Annotated in this window: 18 protein-coding genes and 1 tRNA gene; 8 read left to right on the top strand and 11 right to left on the bottom strand. The window is 65.9% G+C overall.

The genetic code is table 11. The annotated features are described in order from the left end of the window. Positions 1–15: 15 nt before the first annotated feature. The 4 genes from ACQEVJ_RS41355 to ACQEVJ_RS41340 form a co-directional block, all read right to left on the bottom strand. The gene (locus tag ACQEVJ_RS41355) at positions 16–837 is read right to left on the bottom strand and encodes a YceI family protein (RefSeq protein WP_433110352.1); all 822 of its coding nucleotides are present in this window, start codon (positions 835–837) and stop codon (positions 16–18) included. Beyond that, entirely contained in the window at positions 834–3,377 is a 2,544-nt protein-coding gene (locus ACQEVJ_RS41350) for an MFS transporter (RefSeq protein ID WP_433110350.1), read from the bottom strand. Before ACQEVJ_RS41350 ends, ACQEVJ_RS41355 begins: the two co-directional genes overlap by 4 nt. A gap of 164 nt (positions 3,378–3,541) precedes the next feature. Continuing rightward, the gene (locus ACQEVJ_RS41345) at positions 3,542–4,033 is read right to left on the bottom strand and encodes a YajQ family cyclic di-GMP-binding protein (RefSeq protein ID WP_433110348.1); all 492 of its coding nucleotides are present in this window, start codon (positions 4,031–4,033) and stop codon (positions 3,542–3,544) included. A gap of 54 nt (positions 4,034–4,087) precedes the next feature. Next, positions 4,088–4,576 carry a GNAT family N-acetyltransferase gene (locus tag ACQEVJ_RS41340; protein ID WP_433110346.1) on the bottom strand — a complete coding sequence of 163 codons (489 nt, stop codon included), beginning with the start codon at positions 4,574–4,576 and terminating at the stop codon, positions 4,088–4,090. Between the two features lie 157 nt (positions 4,577–4,733). Here ACQEVJ_RS41340 and ACQEVJ_RS41335 point away from each other — a divergent pair. Then, a tRNA-Tyr gene (locus ACQEVJ_RS41335) sits at positions 4,734–4,818 on the top strand. Between the two features lie 402 nt (positions 4,819–5,220). Here ACQEVJ_RS41335 and ACQEVJ_RS41330 read toward each other — a convergent pair. Further along, positions 5,221–7,089, bottom strand: coding sequence for a hypothetical protein (locus tag ACQEVJ_RS41330; protein ID WP_433110344.1), 1,869 nt, complete (start codon positions 7,087–7,089; stop codon positions 5,221–5,223). 370 nt (positions 7,090–7,459) lie between these two features. Here ACQEVJ_RS41330 and ACQEVJ_RS41325 point away from each other — a divergent pair, with 370 nt between their 5' ends. From ACQEVJ_RS41325 to ACQEVJ_RS41310, 4 genes are all read left to right on the top strand, one after another. Beyond that, on the top strand, positions 7,460–7,555 hold the full coding sequence (locus tag ACQEVJ_RS41325; protein ID WP_433110342.1) for an HAD hydrolase-like protein: 96 nt from the start codon (positions 7,460–7,462) through the stop codon (positions 7,553–7,555). Positions 7,556–7,985: 430 nt separating this feature from the next. Then, a complete protein-coding gene (locus ACQEVJ_RS41320) occupies positions 7,986–9,578 on the top strand; it encodes a glycoside hydrolase family 44 protein (protein WP_433110340.1) in 1,593 nt (530 codons plus the stop codon). 688 nt (positions 9,579–10,266) lie between these two features. Further along, entirely contained in the window at positions 10,267–10,677 is a 411-nt protein-coding gene (locus ACQEVJ_RS41315; RefSeq protein ID WP_433110338.1) for a permease-like cell division protein FtsX, read from the top strand. A 370-nt stretch (positions 10,678–11,047) separates the two neighbouring features. Continuing rightward, positions 11,048–11,248 (top strand): hypothetical protein, encoded by a 201-nt coding sequence (locus ACQEVJ_RS41310; RefSeq protein ID WP_433110336.1) that lies wholly within the window; start codon positions 11,048–11,050, stop codon positions 11,246–11,248. Between the two features lie 570 nt (positions 11,249–11,818). Here ACQEVJ_RS41310 and ACQEVJ_RS41305 read toward each other — a convergent pair. The 4 genes from ACQEVJ_RS41305 to ACQEVJ_RS41290 all read right to left on the bottom strand — a co-directional run bounded on the left by ACQEVJ_RS41305 (position 11,819) and on the right by ACQEVJ_RS41290 (position 13,283). After that, positions 11,819–12,037, bottom strand: a complete 219-nt coding sequence (locus ACQEVJ_RS41305) for a hypothetical protein (protein WP_433110334.1) — start codon at positions 12,035–12,037, stop codon at positions 11,819–11,821. Then, complete coding sequence (locus tag ACQEVJ_RS41300) at positions 12,010–12,240, bottom strand: hypothetical protein (RefSeq protein ID WP_433110332.1); 231 nt, start codon at positions 12,238–12,240, stop codon at positions 12,010–12,012. Before ACQEVJ_RS41300 ends, ACQEVJ_RS41305 begins: the two co-directional genes overlap by 28 nt. After that, entirely contained in the window at positions 12,237–12,470 is a 234-nt protein-coding gene (locus ACQEVJ_RS41295) for a hypothetical protein (protein ID WP_433110330.1), read from the bottom strand. Before ACQEVJ_RS41295 ends, ACQEVJ_RS41300 begins: the two co-directional genes overlap by 4 nt. Positions 12,471–12,893: 423 nt before the next feature. Continuing rightward, a complete protein-coding gene (locus ACQEVJ_RS41290) occupies positions 12,894–13,283 on the bottom strand; it encodes an ArsR/SmtB family transcription factor (protein ID WP_433110328.1) in 390 nt (129 codons plus the stop codon). A 122-nt stretch (positions 13,284–13,405) separates the two neighbouring features. Here ACQEVJ_RS41290 and ACQEVJ_RS41285 point away from each other — a divergent pair, with 122 nt between their 5' ends. Beyond that, the gene (locus tag ACQEVJ_RS41285) at positions 13,406–13,867 is read left to right on the top strand and encodes an ArsI/CadI family heavy metal resistance metalloenzyme (protein WP_433110326.1); all 462 of its coding nucleotides are present in this window, start codon (positions 13,406–13,408) and stop codon (positions 13,865–13,867) included. 248 nt (positions 13,868–14,115) lie between these two features. Here ACQEVJ_RS41285 and ACQEVJ_RS41280 read toward each other — a convergent pair whose 3' ends face one another. Then, positions 14,116–15,264, bottom strand: coding sequence for an FAD-dependent oxidoreductase (locus ACQEVJ_RS41280; protein ID WP_433110324.1), 1,149 nt, complete (start codon positions 15,262–15,264; stop codon positions 14,116–14,118). Positions 15,265–15,439: 175 nt separating this feature from the next. Here ACQEVJ_RS41280 and ACQEVJ_RS41275 point away from each other — a divergent pair, with 175 nt between their 5' ends. Next, complete coding sequence (locus ACQEVJ_RS41275; RefSeq protein WP_433110322.1) at positions 15,440–16,042, top strand: TetR/AcrR family transcriptional regulator; 603 nt, start codon at positions 15,440–15,442, stop codon at positions 16,040–16,042. A 325-nt stretch (positions 16,043–16,367) separates the two neighbouring features. Continuing rightward, positions 16,368–17,795, top strand: a complete 1,428-nt coding sequence (locus ACQEVJ_RS41270; RefSeq protein ID WP_433110320.1) for a serine hydrolase domain-containing protein — start codon at positions 16,368–16,370, stop codon at positions 17,793–17,795. Between the two features lie 30 nt (positions 17,796–17,825). Here the strand turns inward: ACQEVJ_RS41270 and ACQEVJ_RS41265 are convergent, their stop codons facing one another. Further along, positions 17,826–18,701 carry a helix-turn-helix domain-containing GNAT family N-acetyltransferase gene (locus ACQEVJ_RS41265; protein ID WP_433110318.1) on the bottom strand — a complete coding sequence of 292 codons (876 nt, stop codon included), beginning with the start codon at positions 18,699–18,701 and terminating at the stop codon, positions 17,826–17,828. Positions 18,702–18,719: the final 18 nt, after the last annotated feature.

The following is an 18,719-nucleotide window of genomic DNA, read 5'->3' as shown; positions in this document are numbered from 1 at the left end:
CGTGTGGCAGGGGGTCTACCCGCGCACCGCCTGGATGTCCAGCTCTACTTTCAGTGTGGCGCCGATCAGCGAGATCCCCGCCTGGACGACCTGGTTGTAGGTCATCGCGAAGTCCTCGCGGCGCAACTCCGTGACCGCGCGGAACGCCGCCCGCAGCCCGCCCCACAGGTCCGGGCCGGTGCCCAGGTAGGTCATGTCGAGATCGACCGGGCGGCTGACGCCGCTCAGCGTCAGCACGCCGTGCACCGTCCACCGGTCCGGTCCCGCCGGCGACAGCCCGGTGCTCCGGTACGTGATCACCGGGTGCACCGGGACGTCGAGGAAGTCCGCGGAACGCAGGTGATCATCGCGCATCCGGCTGCCCGTGTCGATGGACTCCGCGACGATCTCGGCGGACACGGACGACTCCTCCGGAGTGGCGCCCATCTCGATCCGGCCGGAGAACTCGGTGAACCGTCCCTGCACGCTGCTGAGGCCGAGGTGCCGGGCCGTGGCCGAGATCTTCGAGTGTTCCGGGTCGATCGTCCACACGCCGGGCGGCGGAAGCTCCGTCCCGCCCTGCCGGGCCAGCACCAGCGTGCCGGCCTCGGCGGCGCCCGAGGCGGTCGCGATCGCGGTGGACGCGGCAGGCGCGTATCCGATCGCGGTCGCGACCACCGTGTAGACGCCCGGCGGTAGCGGGGCGGTGACGACCTGCCCGTCGGCGTCCGCGTCCGCCCGCGCCACCTGGCGGCCGGTCGTGTCCGTCACCGTGACGACCGCGTGCTGGACGGCCCAGCCGTCCTTGCTCCGGACCAGGGCGTGCAATCCCCTGGGGACCGTCTCGGAGACGCTCATCGCTCGTGTCCCAGCCACACGTCGTACGGTTCGTCGCCCTGGCCGCCCAGGTTCAGCGTGTTCGCCACGGGCGGGTAGCCGCTGGCGACGATGGTGTACTGCCCGCCGGTCAGGTCGGTGAAGGCGTACTCGCCGTCCTCGCCGGTGGTCGCCGCGCCCACCACGTTGCCGGCCGCGTCGAGCAGGGTGACCCTGGCGTCGGCCAGCGGCACGCCGTCCTTCACGCGGACCGTGCCCCGCACCCGCGCGCCGGGCAGCAGCACGACGTCGTGGCGGGTCTGGCCGGTGCCCAGCACCTCGATCGGGACGGCGGCCGGGCGGTACGCCGGGCCGCTGACCGTTAGCGTGTAGGTGCCGGCCACGATGCCGGAGAAGGAGAAGCCGCCCTCGGGATCGGTCGAGCTCGTGGCCACGACCTCGCCGCGCACGTCGGTCACGACGACCACCGCTTCGGCGACGGGCGTCCCGTCCGTCCCGCGTACGGTGCCGACGAGCCGGCCCGAGGCCGCGAGCACCATGTCGAAGTCGACCGGCTGGTCGCCCACGACCAGCGTCGCGACCTGCGGCTCCCGGTCGCCCGCCGATGCGATCAGCACGTACGTCCCGCCGCCCGGCGTCCCGAGCGCGTAGCCCCCGTCGTCCCTGGTGACCGTACGGCCGAGCTGGTGGCCCCGCACGTCGATCAGCGTGAGCGTGGCGCGGCCCACGGGCACGCCGTCCTGGCCCTTGACGAACCCGCGGATCTCCACGCCGTCCATCCCTCCCGGGCCGTGCGTCTCCACGGCGACCGCGGCGTACGGCTGGGCCTGCGTGGCGGTGAGAACCTGTGCGTTCAGGGGCTGCGTGAAGGCGTGGCCGTTCGGCGAGGAGATCTCGGCCTCGGCCGTGATCGGCCGCTGCCGCTCGCGCTGCGCGTGGCGTCCGGTCGTGGCGCCGTTCCGCTGGGGGGCGATCTCGGGGTCGAGGGTCTCGTCGGTCTCCGGCGCGTCGGCGCGGACGGTGATCGCGGTGGTCCGCAGCGGGACCTCCTTGATGAACAGCACGGCGACCAGCGCGAGGAGGGTGAGCGGCGCCGCGTAGAGGAACAGGTCGCCGATGCCGTGGCCGTACGCGCTCTCCACGACCGTGCGGATCGGGGCGGGCAGCGCCGAGAGCTTCGGGATCGCGCCGCTCTCCTGGCCGGTGCCGTGGACGCCCAGCGCGGCCAGGCCCTCCTCCAGGTAGCGCTTGACGCGGTCGCCCATCAGGGCGCCGAGGGCCGAGACGCCGATCGCGCCGCCGAGGGAGCGGAAGAACGAGACCACCGAGCTGCCCGCGCCCAGGTCCTCCGCGCGGACCTGGTTCTGCACGGCGAGCACGAGGTTCTGCTGGCTCATGCCGATGCCGACGCCGACGCAGAACATGTAGACGGCGACGAGCCAGTAGTCGGTGTCGTACCGCAGCGTGCCCATCAGGGCGAACCCGGCGGTGAGGAAGAACGTGCCGGAGACCAGGAAGACCTTCCAGTGGCCGGTGCGGGTGATGATCTGCCCGGAGACCGTGGAGGAGATCGCGAGGCCGAGGATCATCGGCAGCGTCATCAGGCCGGCCACCGTGGGCGTCTCGCCCCGGGCGAGCTGGAAGTACTGGCTGAGGAAGGTCGTGCCGCCGAACATCGCGACGCCGACCAGCACGCTGGCGACCACGCTGAGGCTGACCGTCCGGATCCTGAACAGGCGCAGCGGGACGATGGGCTCGCTCACCTTCGACTCGACCACGAGGAAGAGCACCGCGAGCACGACCGCGCCGCCGGCCATCGCGCCGGTCTGCCACGACCACCAGTCGTACTTGTTGCCGGCGAAGGAGACCCAAATCAGCAGCAGCGAGACCGCGGCGCTGATCAGCGCCGCACCGCCCCAGTCGATGCGTACGCTGCGCTTGACGACGGGCAGGTGCAGGGTCTTCTGCAGCACGATCAGCGAGAGGATCGCGAACGGCACGCCGACGTAGAAGCACCAGCGCCAGCCGAGCCACGAGGTGTCGACGATGAGGCCGCCGACGAGCGGGCCGCCGATCGTGGCGACGGCGAACACCGCGCCCAGGTAGCCGGAGTAGCGGCCGCGCTCCCGCGGCGAGATCATCGCCGCCATGATCACCTGGGCGAGGGCGGTGAGTCCGCCGGCGCCCAGCCCCTGGATCACCCGGGCCGTGATCAGCATTTCGGAGTTCTGCGACAGACCGGCGATCGCCGAGCCGATGACGTAGACGGCCAGTCCGAGCTGGATGAGGATCTTCTTGCTCATCAGGTCGGCGAGCTTGCCCCAGATCGGGGTGGACACCGTCGTGGCGAGCAGCGTCGAGGTGATCACCCAGGTGTAGGTGGTCTCGTCCGCGTGCAGTTCCGCCGTGATGGTGGGGAGCGCGTTCGACACGACGGTCGACGACAGGATCGCGACGAACATCCCCAGCATCAGCCCCGAGAGAGCCTCCAGGATCTCCCGGTGCGTCATCGCGGGGGCCGCCGCGCCTGGCGGCGTCTCCCTGGTCATCGCATTCGCCATCGAAGTCCTTCCCCGTGTGATCAAACTTAGTTACCCTAAGCAATCATATGCTGATCGTTGCTTCGGGCAACCAAATGGTCATGGTTCCGGGGTCTGTCGGAGATGACAAAGGCCCTGAACCCGCAGGTCAGGGCCTTGTGCTGGTTGTGCGGATGTGACGCGGGTCACCGATAGTTGACGAATTGAAGGGCGATGTCGAGGTCCTTGCCCTTGAGCAGGGAGATCACCTCTTGGAGGTCGTCCTTCTTCTTGGAGCTGACCCGGAGCTCCTCGCCCTGGATCTGCGCCTTCACGCCCTTCGGGCCCTCGTCCCGGATGAGCTTGGAGATCTTCTTGGCGTTCTCCTGGTCGATGCCCTCCTTGAGGGACACCACCAGGCGGTACTCCTTGCCGGACAGCTTCGGCTCGCCCGCGTCCAGGATCTTGAGGGACAGGTTGCGCTTGACGATCTTCTCCTTGAAGACCTCGAGAACCGCGTTGGCCCGCTCCTCGCTGTTCGCCTTGATCTCGATGTCCTTCTGCCCCGACCAGGAGATGCTCGCGCCCGTACCCTTGAAGTCGAAGCGGTGCCCGACCTCCTTGACCGTCTGGTTCAGGGCGTTGTCGACCTCCTGCCGGTCGATCTTGCTCACCACGTCGAAACTGCTGTCGGCCATCGGTGTCCGTGTCCTCTCTCCGTTGCCCTTCGAGATTAGTGGGCGCCGATGTGATCAGAGGTCTTTCCTCATCACGACGCGGGGCGCCACCTCTATGCCGAGGGCCCGCTCGTGCTCGACCAGCGTGGTGAGTTCGGGCCCCCACTCATGGGGGTGTACGACGCGGAAGCCCCGCCGGGCGTACCAGGGGGCGTTCCACGGCACGTCCCGGAACGTCGTCAGCGTCACCGCGGCAGTATCGGCCTGTGCGGACTTTTTGGCGGTCGTGCAGACGGCATCGAGAAGCCGCGTCCCGATCCCCTGGTTGCCGTGGTCGGGATGTACGGCGATCTGTTCGAGGTGGGTGAGGCTGTCGACCACCCCGAGCAGGGCGAACCCCACCGGCGGCCGGCCGGCCACGATGACACGCCCTGGGTCGTCGCACTCTTCGATGACTGTGGTGCCCGGCGGGAAGACGATGCCGAGCGGCACGAACATCCCGTCCGCCGCTCTCTCGATCTCCGCAAGGGCCGCGAGATCCGCCGGCTCCGCCTGTCTGATCACCGTTCCACTATGGCCGGTGGTCCACTGCGCCCGCTCCCGAGTTTCCGGGCCCTCTGCCCGCCGATGATCAAGTGAGCGGGGCGCGCCGGAACGCATGTCACGTGCACCCGGGAAGTCCGCTATTCTTCTACCTGTCGCCGCAGCGAGCGGAAGACAAGGCAGGTTGCCCGAGTGGCCAAAGGGAGCGGTCTGTAAAACCGTCGGCTCAGCCTACCCAGGTTCGAACCCTGGACCTGCCACCAGCAGAACAGCAGCTCAGAGGCCCTCCGGGGCCTCTTCTGCTTTCCGGGCATGTGCAGCCGTAGGCCACTCTGAGCCCCCGTCTGTCGCCGGTCCACCAATATGCGTGCAATGATCTTGGTGGTATCTTCCCAGGCTGCCCGGCACTCTCGACCCTGCCTGCTTCAGCGTGAGGCCGGCATCCGCGGATGGTTGCCGGCCCCGGTGTCTTGCTGGCGGCTGTCGCAGACGGGACGTCCGGTCGACGAGTGATGATCGTCAAAGCGAGGGGTTCCTCCCGCTCTATCTTGCGATCTCCCAACGGGCGTCGCCCAAGTCCCTCGCATTGATCCCCTTAGAGAGTCCTGCAGCTCGTGGAAGAAGAGAACGGGGAACGGCTAGGAAGCCCGGCTAAGAGTCGGCGGTCAGGATGATGTGACGTCCGGGGAGGGGTTCATGCGGGCCACGTCGCGTCTGTAGGAGCTGACCTCGTTGTCGTATTTCATCCCACGCTTGATGAATGCCTTTACACCACCTTCCATGACATCTTGAATGTCCATTCGTACTTCCTGTACGTCAATTGGGCCAACATGAGGTCTTCCGCTGTTCTTGATCCTGATACTTCCGTCGACGCTCTCCAGGACGATCACCCTATCGGCGTCACCGAGGACAGGAATGTTGGCGTTGTGCGTAACCACGATAAGCTGCCGCTTCCATCTGCTCCTGCGGAGTTCGTTGACGATCAGCTCGGAGATTAGCGTGGTGTCCAAGTCGTCCTCTGGCTGGTCCAATACCAGCGGCTCGATTCCTTGGTGAAGGACGAAGCTGAGCATGGCGGCACTGCGCTGCCCGGGCGAGCCATGCAAGACGTCCTGCCAGTTCTTATTCTGATCAGGGTTGCCGTCAGTCTTGAGGAAGAGCATGGTCACGGTGTCATCGGCCATCAGCGTGGCAAGTCGGACGCGCATGGTCTGGTCGATGCCAGCTAGCTTTCTCCACCAGGCGGGCCGTCCCCGCTCCTCGCCACTCCGGCAGAGCTGGTTACTTAGCTCCGTATAGGAATTGCCGATGAGGGCAGTTCGCCATAGCTTAAGGCGATCTTCCAGGGTGTCAGTAGGGCCGGCCCACAGCCAACGGGCTAGGCTGCGAACTTCTTCGGGATAACCATCGCTTCTCAGGTTCAGAATTTTCCGTATCGCACGAGCCCACCCCGTCCAATCCGAATGAGGCTTCACTTCGAAGCGCAGGGTCTGACTTCGGTTTTTGACGTCCTGCGTGAGACGTCGCCGCCTCTGGGCGCGTCGAGTGTGGACGAGCGACAATGCTTGCCACGCATCGCGCTCGCCTTTGTGAACGTCATCTAGCTCTCTCGCTCGTGCTACCAGGTCGTTCAGCCGCCTGTGTACAATGGCAAGTTCCTCCCGTAGTGACAGATACTGCTCCGGGTCCACGCCCAGGGTGACGAGTTCGGTTTGATATGCCTCGTCGTCCAGACGCGCCTGCTGTACTTCGTCGGCCCATTGGCCTCTCCGTCGTGCTGCCTCGGCAACCTGCAATTTGGCTTCGGCCTCTGACAGCGCTCCGAGGAGGTTCTGTCGAAGGGTTGACTCGATGTTCACCAACGTCTGATGGTGGATCTCGGGCCTGGAGCGTTCCGCTTCGCTTGCAGGCAGCAAGCGATCGACGGCTCCCCGTAGCTCCGCAATGGATTTCGCAATCTGAGTGGCGAGGGCTTCTAGTTTCTTATGATCATTGAGAATCGCTTCATTTCGTTCCCGCCGTTCCCGAGTGACCGGGTTATCAAGATGTGCAACCTGCCGACTGAGTTCCGCCTCGCGGGCCTCGAGCTCCGGACGCTGTCCGAGCTCGCTTTCGATCAGGAGTCGACGGGCGACGAGAGTCTGGCAGGTGGCTTCGATCTCGGCTCGCTCGGCCAGGAAGTCGGCGTGCTGAGACTCGTCCGTTACGGCGAGTGCCTCGTCGATGAGGGCAAGCAGGTGTCGTGATGCGGCGTGCGGATCGCCGGAGTCAGGTGCGATCCGCTCGTATAGCTCCTTTTGGCTGAAGACACGCAGGGGGAAGCTCGTGGGAGTCATGCCGGTGTCTCGGCCTGTGCGACTGCCGTCGGTTGCTGTCCAGAGTGCGATTTGGCTCTGTCCGGAGATCGGAAGGTGATGCACCGCGGAGAGGGTCGCTTCGCCGAATACACGCTCATAGAAGTCGTCGAGGTCGGCTTTGATTTTTTCAGGCAGGCCGTCTGTGCCGCTATATACGCGACGCAGTGCGGACACCACGGTCGATTTTCCTGAGCCGCGCCCCCCGATGATTACGTTCAATCCGGGCGCGAAGTCCAGCCTCAGCGGGTCGACCCTAGCGGAGAGATGTTCTCTGTCGCATTCTGTTGCTTACAGCATTCCGGATCTTCGAGCTTCTGGGCAGGATGAGTGACGGCAAAGGTTGGAGTGGCTCCGGATGCGGGAGGCTCTACAACTGTCGGCCGCAACGACAGTGGTGGTATCAGCGCCAGTGACGATCGAAACGGCCGGTGACCACGACCTTCGGGGTGGTTTGAGGGTAGCAGTTCGTCAGGTAACGGCTGCGCTTGAGGCAGAGCCCAGTTCAGGGCCGGTATGGGCGGAGAAACCGTAGTGCTCCGGATACTGGATGATTGGCGACAACCTCATCGCTGACATTGCCGGCGGACGCGCGGCCGGACTTCGCGCGGTCTGGATTGGCCGAGGGAAGATGGCCCAACGATGACACCAGGCGGACCACGTTGTTCCTGACGTGCTCCAGGCGATGGAGATCCTCAGCACGTATGGGTGATCTTGCTAACGCGAATGCTAACAACAAGCCTGGACGGCCCTGGACGACCATGGACTAAGGAACCCTGAGAGGCCGAATTCGTGGGCTGTGTGCAACTTTCAGGCTGTCCTCTTGAACCGCGGCCGGGTCGTTACGGGGCGGCCAAGGCTTGACCAGGAGACGCACCAAGTCAGGGAACCAAGATTTCTTGGTACCGCCTGGCCGCCCGCCTCCGCGCGACTGCAGTGCCTTGACTCGCGTGAAGCATCCGGTCAGGCTCCTCGATTGTTGACCGATGGATCGATTGACGGGAGCGTCGATGATGGGTGCTCAATGGCGGCGGAAGCTGCGATCGGCCACGACGCTCCGCGTAGCGGTGTCCTTCGTGGCGGGGACGTTGACCGCCCAGGCGGCCCTGGACCCGGCTGTGGCCGCAGCGGGTCCTAGGTTGTCGGTGGACCTGTCCGCCGCCCGGCACGCGATCAGTCCGGACATCTACGGCATGAACGGCGCCGACCCGGCGTTCGCCGCCGAGATCGGCCTGCCGGTGGCGCGCTGGGGCGGCAACGCGAGCACGCGTTACAACTTCAAGAACCACACCTACAACACGGGAAGCGACTGGTACTTCGAGAACATCGTCGCCGGGCCCGACAACACGGTCGAGGCGTTCGTCAAGACCAACCAGGACCGCGGCAGCAAACAGGTCGTCACCGTGCCGATGAGCGGGTGGGTGGCCAAGGACTCGCCCGCCCAGCACCCGTTCGCCTGCGGATTCCCTGCCAGCCGGTTCCCCGCTCAGGACGGATTCGACCAGTGGGACGCCGGCTGCGGCAACGGCAGGCTCAACAACGCGAACCTCACCGGGGCGGTGCCTGAGGACACCTCGATCCCGGTGGACGCCTTGTTCGACGGCGAGATGGTGTCGCATCTCGTGAGCCAGTTCGGTACGGCGGCGCGCGGCGGCGTGTCGATCTACGAGCTCGACAACGAGCCGGTGTTGTGGAACTCCACGCATCGCGACGTGCACCCCGAGGCGGTCTCGTACGACGAGTTGGGCAGCAAGAGCACCGCAACCGCCGCGGCCATCAAGGCCGCCGACCCGAGCGCGGCGGTGCTCGGCCCTTCCGGCTGGGGATACTGCGAGTGGGTCGCGTCCGGGGTGGACGGATGTGCGCCGGGCGCCGACGCGGCCGCGCACGGCGGGCTCAACCTGTCGCAGTGGTTCCTGAAGAACATGAAGGACTACAGCGACGTGCACGGCGGCAAGCGCATGCTCAACTACTTCGACCAGCACTACTACCCGCAGATCAACGGCGGGAAGGACCCCGAGTCCAACGCGTGGCGGCTGCGGTCCACGCGTTCGCTGTGGGACCCGACGTACGTCGAGGAGTCCTGGATCGGCCCCACGGGCGTGAACGCGCCGCCGCTGCAGTTCATCCGCAAGATGAAGGAGTGGGTCGCGCAGTACTACCCCGGCACGAAGACCGCGATCACCGAGTACAACTGGGGCGCGCTGGACGACATCAACGGCGCCCTGACGCAGGCCGACGTTCTCGGCATCTTCGGGCGCGAGGGTCTCGACCTCGCGACCATCTGGGGCGAACCCCAGCCGACGCAGCCCGGCGCCTACGCGTTCCGGATGTATCGCAACTATGACGGCGCGGGGAGCCGGTTCGGCGACGTGAGCGTGTCGGCGGCCAGCAGCGATCAAGGGCAGCTGGCGGTGTACGGGGCGCAGCGCTCGCGCGACAAGGCGCTGACCCTGATGGTCATCAACAAGACCGGCGGTGAGCTGACCTCACCGTTGTCGATCGCCGGACTGCACGGCAACGCCAGGGCGCAGCGGTTCACCTACAGCCCGGCCGATCTCAACTCGATTGTGCGCGGTGACGATCTCATGGTGCACCAGGGCCGGGTCAATGCGACGTACCCGGCGAATTCGATCACCCTGCTGGTCTTGCCGGGGCACCGGCGTTGATGGTTCCCGGGAGGGAGCGGCCCTGGTCGGCCGACCCCTCCCGGCCTAGACGTGTAATGGCGAAGAGGATCGCATTGTCGGTTCTCGCCATCGTCGTGCTTTCTCAGGGGGACGGCTCCATCTGGTCGCTCCATGGAAGAGTTGACCATGAGTGACCTATGTCGGCAAACTGGGGGTTGTGGACTCATCAACGGAGATGACAGGCGCCGAGGAGTTATCGTTCGGGAACGACCCAGATCGAGAGTCGCGATTACGGAAATGGGTGTCCACTTATAGGAAAATGCTGATCATTGGCGCGGGAACTCTCGTCTTGCTGGCCTTGATAGGGAGCGCTAGCTGGTATTTGCGCGAGCAGTCGCGAAAACCACTACCACCTCCAGATGGCCCCTGGGCGGAGCAACTTCGATTCAAGGTACTGCTATGCGACTCCCATCTCACATACGTGAAAGCATGCAGCCGCCCCGCGCGTGATGAACGTAAGATTGTGAGCCTCACAGAGGCGGCCCTACGCGCAAGTCCAGCCGTTACCTCTTTCGGCTACCAGAGCAAGGAGGACGTCTACGCTGAAAGTGAGGAACAGAGGAAGCTCTGGATCGATGGGCGCTCTGGTTCTTCGGGAATTTATAGCGCCGACAATTCCCCGCGTGCATTCTACGGGACGTTACGGCACTCAACAGACTATGCCCGCATGGCAGAGGAACTGAAGTCCATGACAGGTGTGCTCGCTGTCGTTAGGGCGCCGACCGACTTTTGGCAGGGCAAGGCCGATGTGGCAGTGGCTTTGTGCGGCAGCTCCTCGATAGAGGTATGTGCGGGTCGCTTGACCGGCGGAATAACTGACGATCAGAAGCGGGCCATCTTGGATCGCCTGCATGAAATTCTGGGAGTAGACGCCGTCTATTTTGAAGATCGCGCGCACGCGCTAGAAGTTGCCAGGCATTACTGGCCAGAAAGTGTGGAGAGTGCGGTGCTTATGGCTGACGAAATTGGCGAAAGCTTCTACGTCAAACTGAATAACCCTAGATTGGCGGAGGTCGTCGGCCGCACCTTAAAAGACTTTCCTGGCGTCCAGGGCGTGAGGAAAATAGCCCTAAATTAACTACTCATTGCTTTCTGGTAGAAGTGTTCACGCTCGCGCTGGCGAGGGCATCTGGCACTGCCCGATACTGGCCTATATAGGGGGCTACTCCAGAATGGAACTGCTCTTTTGGTGCACGCCAGTCGCGCACCAAGCACGAGACCGGTCGGCACCAGTACCTGTCAAACACGTCGTGGAACTGATGTGTCAAGCATGTCGCGGGACAAGACAAGTTACTGCCGAATTGTGCTAATAGAAATCGCGAGGCGCGCTGCGCGCCGCCTCGCGACCCTGCGCCCGCTCGGCGGGCGGGCGTGCGGCCTGGGGGCCGGTCCCGGCCGCCGGCAGCTCGGGCCGCCATCACCTACGTGCCATGACCTACGATCGCCGAATGCTCGTCGTGCTCGTGAACGGCCTGTCCGGCTCGGGTAAGACCACCCTCGCTCACGCTCTCGGCCTGCCCCTTTTCAGCAAAGACCGCATCAAGGAATCCCTCGCCGACACTAAGCACGGTGCGGTGCTCGAAAGCCCATGGCTGGGCGAATCTGCGACCGGTCCTCATCGCCGGCCTGGAGAGCGCGGAAGTCGCTAACGTACAGGAGGTATGGTGCGACGTCCCCGTACCCCTCGCGCGTCAGCGATACGAGAAACGATCTGCTGACCGACACCTCATCTACGGCGCCTCACATCCGGATGATCAACAGTGGGGTGAATGGGCCCGCCGAGCAGAGCCACTCGCTCTCGGCCCTGTCCACCGCGTGAACACCACTCAGCCCGTGAACATCAGGGAACTGGCACTACAGATACGCCAAGTCCTATGACCAATGCCTCCGGCGGGGGCGCTCCGGCTCCGGGGCGCCGCCCGGCTGGAGAACGCCGGCCGTAGATGGCTGATGTAGAGCCCGCGCATCCCTCCTGCCATCGACCTGGGCAAACCCAGCAGACCAGCTCCTACGGCTCAAGCCCGTCTGTGCCTCTTGGCGTCCAATGGCCGAGGAACGGCGACCGGCTGACGTACACGCGAGGACGGGCTTGCGCCTCCGTCACCGGCCTGCTGCTGCTCCGCAGCGGGTCGACGGCATACGGGATGCGCGGACGGGGGAGGAGCGTGCGAGGCCGCAGGAGCCCGGAGGACTTGATCACCCGGTGCAGGAGGGAAGCCCTACCCGGGAAGCAGGGTGAACGCGGGCACGTGAGCGGGGCGGACCGCGGCGAAGTGCCGTACGTCGAGCGTGAACACTTCGTTGACCTTCAAGCGCTCGGCCACCGCGACGACCGAGGCGTCAACGGCGCCGAGGGGGAAGTCCGCGTAGCGTTCGACCAGCGCGGCGACTCTGGAGAGGTCAGGCTTGGTCAGCTCGACGAGCGTGAACACGTCCAACTCGAGAGCGTGGAGAAACGCGCCTCCGGTGCGGCACCGCCGAACTTGGAGATCATGTAGCACACTTCGGCCGCGACGAAGCTGGGGATGAGGAGCTCTCGGCGCGCATCGTGGAGGCGCTTGAACTCGCCGACACAGCGCTCATGATCGGCATCGTCGGAAATCGTGGCGGCCACGGGCGGGCCCGTGTCGACGACGATCAATCGCCGTGTCCGAAGCCCTCGGCAAGGATCTCCTCGGTACGGGCGGCTACATCCGAGCGGCCGGCACGGACGGAGCCGAAGAACGCCGGAGGCCATGACTCGCTCTCGGCGCGCTCGGAGGAGTGAACCAGCCGCAGCGTCTGCGCGCCGATCTCCCGGAGCTGGTCTCCGGTGAGCTGGTCGACCAGCCGATGCATGTCCTCGTACTCTTCAGGAGCAGCAGCCGTCATGGCTCCGAGTCTACGTGCTGGAACTGATCGTTTCCGAGCCATGCAATATGCGTGCAATGATCTTGACAATCAGGGCCGGGCGAGCGGGCTCCGGCGCAGGTCAAGAGCATCGAAGCACCTGGAATGGTCACGCGCTGTGAACCGTCGGCTCAGCCTATCCAGGTTCGAACCCTGGACCTGTCACCAGCAGGAAAAGCGGCCCCTGACCAGCAGAGATGCCGGTCGGGGCTTCTTCGTTTCTTGATCCGTGCGTGCGCCTGGCTCTCTCCTGTTTCTCGCGAGAGATGGCACGGGTGTGGGACGCGATCAAGCCCGGGACCCGGCGCGGACGCGCACGTCTCGCCTCCCTGATCACCCGCAGCCGAGGCCCCGCCGGAGGCGTTCATAGGAACTCGGCGAACGCCCGTCGTCCGATGCTCGCGGTCACGCCGTGCCAGCGAGGGCGGTCGACGCCGGATTGATCAGGGCCGACATGCGGGCCAGGACGGCGGGGTTGATCCAGTAGTACACCCAGGTGCCCCGGCGCTCGGAGTCGATGAGCCCGGCCTGTTTGAGCACCTTGAGGTGGTGGCTGATGGTCGGCGGGGTGAGGTCGAAGGCCGCCGTCAGGTCGCAGACGCAGGTCTCGCCGCCTTCGTGGCAGGCGATCAGGGACAGCAGGCGCAGTCGTACGGGGTCGGCGATCGCCTTGAACAACGGGGCCAGCTCGGCGGCCTCGCTCTCCGACAACGGCTCGCACGCCAGCGGCGCGCAGCATGCCACGCCGGACGCGTCCACGCCTGCGTCGATGATCGGCAGCTCTTGCTTCGACATCCCTCTAATTTGACATAGGTCTAGGCAGGGGCACAAACTCCGGGTATCTGTTGATTAGAAGTTCATCGAAGCAGGCGCGCCACTTCGGCTGCCCGCTGCTTCACGGCCAAGGGAGAACACCGATGTCCCGTGTTCAGCTCGCTCTGCGCGTCGCCGACCTGGAAGGTTCGGTCGCGTTCTACTCCAAGCTGTTCGGCGTCGAGCCCGCCAAGCGCCGGCCCGGGTACGCCAACTTCGCCATCGCCGAGCCGCCGCTCAAGCTCGTCCTGCTGGAAGGCGAGTCGGGGGAGCCGACGCGGATGGACCACCTCGGCGTCGAGGTCGAGGACACCGCCCAGGTCACGGCGGCGACCGAACGCCTGAAGGAGGCCGGGCTCGCGACCTTCGAGGAGAACGACACCACCTGCTGCTACGCGCTCCAGGACAAGGTGTGGGTCCATGGCCCTGGCAACGAGCCCTGGGAGGTGTACGTGGTCAAGGCCGACGCCGACACCCTCATCAAGGAGGCCGACTCCGCCTGCTGCGCCAATGACGACGCCGAAAAGGAGACGGCGAGCGCGGGTAAGTCCTGCTGCCAGGCATGACATGAGACTCCGGCGATCGCCGTGACGGTAATCGCCCGCAGGTCCGTGACCCCCGCGGCGGCTGTGTCCTGGTCTGGGGCATCGTGACGATGCTCGGCATGGATGACGGGCGCTACCACGTCCGCGACGCCGAACCCCACGAGGCCGCTCGAGTGCTCTGCTCGGAGGAGACCTGGCCGGACTGACCTCATGGCTATGCGCGTCCACACCTGGCACCCCGCTGTTCCCTGCATATCGTCAGCCGGGGGTCAGGGCTGGGCTTGACCCAACGGGTCGATCTCGTCGGGGTCGGGCACGGCCAGCAGGGACTCGGCGCCGTGTTCGAGCATCTGGGCTGTTTCGGCCGAGCGCGGCAGCATCGCCTTCTCGTAGCTGTGTACGGCGTCGTCGATGGTGGAGGAGTTGACGAGTGCGAGCGCGAGTTCGCCGGCGTCGAGCATGGCGAGGTTGACGCCGACGCCCAACGGCGGCATGAGGTGTGCGGCATCACCGAGGAGCGTCACGCCGGGCGAGGGCTTCCACGTGTGCGGCACCGGCAGGGCGAAGAGCGGACGATCGACGTAGGCGCCGTCGTTGTCGGTGATCAACCGGAGCATCCGCGGTGACCAGGCCGCGTACTCGCCGAGTAGATGCGCGCGGATGCCCTCGGTGTCCTCGGGGCGAAGCCCGTTCGCCGCGATCCAGTCCAGGGGGACGCGCTGCATGATGTAGACGCGCATGTGGCCGCCGCTGTTCCGCTGCGCGAAGAGGCCGCGCTTCCCGTCACCGGCGTGGGCGTTGCCTTTCCCGACCAGTTCGGAAAGCTCGGGGTGCGCGTTCTCCATGTCGTCGAACCATGCCTCCAGGAAGCTGACCCCGACGTAGCGCGGTGTCGCGGGCGACACGGCATTGCGGACGCGGGAGAAGGCGCCGTCCGCACCGATCACGAGATCCGCCTCGACGGTCGTCCCGTCGGTGAACGTCAGCGTTCGCGGTCCGTCGGCCGGTCCGCTCACTGATTCCAGAGTGCGTCCCCACTCGACCGTCCCCGCGGCGAGTGAGCGCAGCAGGAGATCGCGAAGCTGTCCGCGGTCGATCTCGGGGTTGACCGTTTCGCCCTCCGCCGGCAGGTGGTGGGCAAGGACATTCCCCGCTGAGTCCATTCGGCGCATTTCCTGCGCCTCGAACCTGGCGAGCGCGAAGAACTCCTCCAGCAGGCCCGCTTCGCGGAGTGCGAGCTGGCCGTCTTCCTCGTGCAGGTCGAGCGAGCCTCCCTGGTTGCGGGAGTCCGCGTCCGGATCGCGGTCGTACACCGTCACCGGAATGCCGTGCCGCTGCAGGATGCGTGCGCACGTGAGGCCTCCCGGGCCGGCACCGATGATGCTGATCCGTGCGTTCGCGGGTGTCGGAGAGTCCACGGTGGATTCCTTTCGTCGGCGGGGGGTTCCCGGTGGCGCCGCCACACGGCGACGACCGGTGCCGCGACCCCCACGGGACGGCAACCCCCTTGCGGAGACCACCAAAGCAGAACGAGTACATAAGTGCAACCGTTACAGTTTCTGTCTCAGTCCAGTTGTGGGGTACAGTGACGCCATGCCCGACTCTCCGACCGTTGGCCGTCGCGAGCGCAAGAAGGCCGCGACGAGGCAGGCCATCGCCGACGCCGCCCTGGAGCTCTTCCTGGAGCACGGTTTTGAACGAGTGAGCGTCCGCGACGTCGCCGAAAGGGCCGACGTGTCGACGACGACCCTCTTCGCGCACTTCCCGAGCAAAGAGGCGCTGGTCTTCGATCGCGAGGAGGAAGTCGAGGCGGCGCTGACCGCCGCAGTCCGCGAACGGCCCAAGGACCAGAGTGTGATCGAGGCGCTCCGCGCCCACGCGCTGAAGTCCTGGGTGCGGATCGCGTCGGATCCTCGTCTGCATCAGCTCACCGCGCTGGTGGACCGAACGCCTGCTCTCCGCGAGTACGCGGAGCGTATGTGGATGCGGCATGCGGACGCCCTCGGCGCTGTGATCGCGGAGGAACTCGGGCGGGAGGCGGATGATCTCGCATGCTCGGCACTCGCGCGGTTCGTCCTGGAAATCCCGATCCTGGCCAAGGACCGACACGATCCATGCGCGGCTGTGGAGACGGTGTTCGACCTGCTGATCCACGGTTGGCGGTCACAGCATGATTCCGAGGATTTTCCTCGGTAGCGCCTTCCGCGGCATCTGATTCCGGGCGATTGGCGATCGATTCCGAAAATCGCTGATATTTTCGCCGAAGTGGCCTGTGGCCGTCGAGTAGCGCTAACAGAGGGATATGCGGAAGGAAAACCGCGTCGATCGGCGTTTGTGGCGCCGGCGAACGGATAGCAAGCCCCCAGAAGAAAGGTCCGCCGAGCGTTCTCGAGCTCAATAAATTCGGGAATGTCGGAATTTCAGGACAGCGGTACGTTTCATGGGGGAGAAAATGCCCAAGTGTCCTAATGCTGTCGGGTTCCTTATGCTCGGCACCGCACTGACCGGCGGGGCCATACCCTTGGGCACTCCCGCCATCGCCGCTTCCGCGGGGGGAGCCGTCCTGACCGGCGTCGGCGTCGATCACCCGACCCTTCGTCATCGTGCCCGAGCGCATGAGCGCAATCGCGCCAGGCAACGCGACAAGCAGCGGCAGTCGGAGCGCGAGCGGCAGCGCCAACGCCAGAACCTGCTCCGCGACGTCACGCTTGCCGTTACGCCCATGCAGAAGGGCGAGACGGATTCGCGGGCACTGCCGTACAACTGGCAGAAGGCGGACACGACCGCGAACTCCTACAGCGATCAGAACAGCCTGTCGGACATCACGAACCAGCCTGCCCAGAAATCGGACTCACTGGCCACTGATGTTACGAACAATTCCGCGCAGAAATCGGACCCGCCGGTCACGTCATCGGCGCCGCAGGATGATCCCGCCAGTGCGGAGATGCTGGCATACCTGCGGGATCTGGCCGCGAAGAAGAAGTTCACCGGCTCGGCGCTGGTCGTACGGCGTGGGCAGGTGCTGGCGCGTTTCGCCGCCGGCGAGGCCGACGAGAAGAAGCACATTCCCAATCGGCCGGACACGGTCTATCGGATCGCCTCGGTCACCAAGCAGTTCACCTCGATGATCGTGCTGAAGCTGCGCGACCGCGGACTGCTCGGTCTGGACGACCGGATCTGTCCCTATCTCGTGCCGGCATACATCAAGGCCTGCCCGGCGGACTGGCGGCCCATCACGATCCGCGAGATCCTCAACCACACCTCCGGCATCCCTGACATCCAGCAGTTGCCCGGCTTCTATGCCAAGCTCTCGCAACCGACCACGACCCGGGAGCTCATCCAGCGGTTCGTGAACCTGCCACTGGACTTCCCGCCCGGCACGAGCTGGAAGTACAGCAACTCCGGCTACATCCTGGCCGGGGCGATCATCCAGGCGGTGACGCACAAGCCGTACGGGACCGTACTGCGCGATGAGATCACCGGTCCGCTGCATCTCAAGCACACCGGCTACAGCAGGGGGAATCCGCCCGACGGGTACGCGAAGGGCTACTTCACGCTCGGACAGCCGGCCCCGCCCATCAACGGCTCCGAGGCGTTCTCGGCGACCGGCATCTACTCCACCATCGACGACATCGCCCGCTGGGACCGGGCGTTCGGCGCGTTCACGGTCGCGCCACCCGCTACGGTCAAGCAGGCGTTCACGCCACAGGCGCCGTGCCCCTCCACCGGCTGCCTCAACCTGCCGTCGAGCGCGTACGCCTTCGGCTGGCTCGTCGACCGGCTCCAGGGGCACCGACTCCGGTATCACCCGGGTCTTCTCCAGGGCTACGCGGCGAGCAACATGTACCTGCCCGACGACGACATCGAGGTAGTCCTGCTCAGCAACGTGCAGGACACCGATACCGCCGGTATCGCCCGCCACCTCGCCACGCTCGCTCTCGGTCTCTGAGAGTGCTCCTCACGGTCGGCTGGAAGACGGTCAGAGGCCCGTGACGGTGCTGCGGCGTTCGAGGAGGACGACGTCGCGCCAGCGGCCGTGGTGGCGGCCGACGTGGTGGCGGGTGCCGACGACGCGGAAGCCGGCCTTCTCGTGCAGGCGCAGGCTGGCGGTGTTCTCGGGGAAGATCCCCGACTGGATGGTCCAGATGCCCTCGGTCTCGGTGGACTGGATGAGGGCGTTCAGCAGCGCCAGCCCGAGGCCGCGGCCACCGTGGCCGGGGTGGACGTACACGGAATGCTCGACCACTCCGGCGTAGACGCAGCGGCCGGAGACGGCGCTGACCGCGACCCAGCCGATGACCTGCCCGCTGACGGCGTCGACCGCGACGTGCCGGTGGAGCGGCAGCTTCGCGGCGTCGAACGCCTGCCAGGTGGGCGCCGTGGTTTCGAAGCTGGCGTTTCCGCCGTCGAGACCGGCCTGGTAGATGGCGAGGACCTGCGCGGCGTCGCTCTCCCGCATGGGGCGGATGAGGATCCCGGCCGCCCCATCACCGGGCACGTCGTGTCTCCTGGCGACGGGGACGGGGAAGGGCGGCGTGTCCGGAACGGGGCGGCCCATCACGACGTCGGCGGCGGTCGGGAAGCACTCCACGCAGGCGTCGTTGATCCGATAAAGGCTGGCCGTGCCGCGATGCTCGACCAGCACGAACCCCACCTCGGCCAGCACCTTCAAGTGCGCCGAGACGGTCGACTGCCCGACATCGACGGCCTCGACGATGTCCTTGACCGCCATTGGCGCCTGGGCGCGGGCGAGCAGGGTCACGATCTGGACGCGTGTGGCGTCGGCCAGGGCCTTGAACCAGCCGGCGTACTCGGCGGCGGTGGGCCGGCCAGGCGGTCTCGCTTCCCCATTCATCGTCCATCGACGATAAAC

Origin of the sequence: Microbispora sp. CA-102843, assembly GCF_050936215.1 — a bacterium.
Classification (GTDB): domain Bacteria; phylum Actinomycetota; class Actinomycetes; order Streptosporangiales; family Streptosporangiaceae; genus Microbispora.
Note: the sequence above shows the minus strand (reverse complement) of the source record. Positions and strands in the feature narration are given on the sequence as shown.

Excerpts from the sequence above, each read along its gene's own strand:
- ACQEVJ_RS41355 (WP_433110352.1), bottom strand. The coding sequence starts at position 837 with ATGAGCGTCTCCGAGACGGTCCCCAGGGGATTGCACGCCCTGGTCCGG.
- ACQEVJ_RS41350 (WP_433110350.1), bottom strand. The coding sequence starts at position 3,377 with ATGGCGAATGCGATGACCAGGGAGACGCCGCCAGGCGCGGCGGCCCCC.
- ACQEVJ_RS41345 (WP_433110348.1), bottom strand. The coding sequence starts at position 4,033 with ATGGCCGACAGCAGTTTCGACGTGGTGAGCAAGATCGACCGGCAGGAG.
- ACQEVJ_RS41325 (WP_433110342.1), top strand. The coding sequence starts at position 7,460 with ATGATTGGCGACAACCTCATCGCTGACATTGCCGGCGGACGCGCGGCC.
- ACQEVJ_RS41315 (WP_433110338.1), top strand. The coding sequence starts at position 10,267 with ATGGCAGAGGAACTGAAGTCCATGACAGGTGTGCTCGCTGTCGTTAGG.
- ACQEVJ_RS41310 (WP_433110336.1), top strand. The coding sequence starts at position 11,048 with ATGCTCGTCGTGCTCGTGAACGGCCTGTCCGGCTCGGGTAAGACCACC.
- ACQEVJ_RS41295 (WP_433110330.1), bottom strand. The coding sequence starts at position 12,470 with ATGACGGCTGCTGCTCCTGAAGAGTACGAGGACATGCATCGGCTGGTC.
- ACQEVJ_RS41290 (WP_433110328.1), bottom strand. The coding sequence starts at position 13,283 with ATGTCGAAGCAAGAGCTGCCGATCATCGACGCAGGCGTGGACGCGTCC.
- ACQEVJ_RS41285 (WP_433110326.1), top strand. The coding sequence starts at position 13,406 with ATGTCCCGTGTTCAGCTCGCTCTGCGCGTCGCCGACCTGGAAGGTTCG.
- ACQEVJ_RS41275 (WP_433110322.1), top strand. The coding sequence starts at position 15,440 with ATGCCCGACTCTCCGACCGTTGGCCGTCGCGAGCGCAAGAAGGCCGCG.
- ACQEVJ_RS41265 (WP_433110318.1), bottom strand. The coding sequence starts at position 18,701 with ATGAATGGGGAAGCGAGACCGCCTGGCCGGCCCACCGCCGCCGAGTAC.